This window comes from Endozoicomonas sp. ONNA1, from assembly GCF_024606325.1.
GTDB lineage: Bacteria > Pseudomonadota > Gammaproteobacteria > Pseudomonadales > Endozoicomonadaceae > Endozoicomonas_A.
Window position 1 is genome coordinate 1 of the sequence record NZ_JAHHPN010000232.1, and the last position, 1,417, is coordinate 1,417.

Below are 1,417 nucleotides of genomic sequence, written 5' to 3' on the forward strand. Positions count from 1 at the left end.
GTCGCCATGAGCTTTCAATCTTTTCAGGATGATACCGTCAGGGTTGAGTACACTCGCGGTCAACCCAAAGGCGTGGTGTCAGGGCAATTTGGCAACACGCCGCACCGTATCGATATTTTTCGTCAGGATCGCAAAGAAGGAACTGGCCATTATCAATACGTTCCCGGGAAAGTCTCAAGTCAATTCATCCTGCAAAAAAACACCAACGGCTACTCGGAAAGAGAAATTAATGATGCAGATGTTCAATCAAACGACGGTAGACAACCAGTCAGTGATTACATGGTTTCAGAACTCAGGAAGGTGGTGACAAATCTGGAGGACCTGTTGCTCTGCCCTGTGGATGTGGAGTTTGCCATCGATCATCAGGGTTGCCTATTCGTGTTGCAGGTGCGCCCTATAACCCGACTCTCAGGCGGCATGGATTTTGCCATGGACATACCGGAAGATAGTCTCGCCATTGGCGAGACCGTCAGCGAAGGCTATTGCACCGGGCCCATCTGGCTGGCCAAAAAACAAGAGGCTGACACTATGCCACACGGAGCCATTGTCGTGGCCCACCATGCTGAAGAGTGGATGCTTGTGTCTGAGTTCCTGAAACGGGCAAGAGGTTTTGTTATTGCCGAAGGAGGGTTCAATGATCATGTAGCGATCCTCATGAGACAGGAAAAAACACCCTTAATGCTGGCTGGTGGTGAGTATGAGACAGTGGTCGCTCAGGATGGCCAGCAAGCGACACTGGGCTGTGCTCGCTTTAACGGAAAGTCTGGTGCCTTCATTGTCACTGGTGACATGACCAGAGAACTGGCTAGTCACAGAAGCCTGTCCTCTGTTGTTTCTGATGTGTCGTCGGTAAAAGCTGCCCCGTCACGGGATGATTTATCTCCCCCTGAAGGCACATTCTGTCAGGTCGCCAGCGGTTTTCAATGGCTCACAGATCAAAATGCCCGCCTGCTGGGATTTTTTGCCCCTGATGGTGGACTGGGTTGTCTGGCAAACCCGATAAAACTGAGCATGTCGCCACAACGATCAAAACTACTGGCTGAGACCATAGATAACATAAACCGGCTAATTCACGGGGCCGAAAAACTGCTGGATGGTTACCGGGCATTCTTGCAGTTGGCGATTGAAAGCTGTTCACCCGAGGTCCAACGATTGTTGAATGAATTACCAGAATTGATCTGCCGGTTCGAGACCTTGAAAAAGACCATCCAATCCGGGTTAAAGAGTATCATTCTGCCAATGCAAGCCGCTGAAGAAGGGCAGGTATCCCGGCGAAATTTTCGTCAATGGATAGAAGACTGCTATCAGCTCCAATGCTGTCTTCAAGCACTCAAACCCAATACGGCTGATCAGGTGCGGAGCGTCCATGAGCTGATTTTTACCCTGCATCAGCGCTTTGTAGAGGCGCTGGCACCGG

Annotated in this window: 1 protein-coding gene; it reads left to right on the forward strand. The window is 50.6% G+C overall.

Going from position 1 to position 1,417, the window contains the following annotated elements; all coding sequences use genetic code 11:
• Nucleotides 1–1,417: PEP/pyruvate-binding domain-containing protein (locus KDK19_RS05460; protein ID WP_257291503.1), on the forward strand; the 1,417-nt coding region annotated here is incomplete at both ends.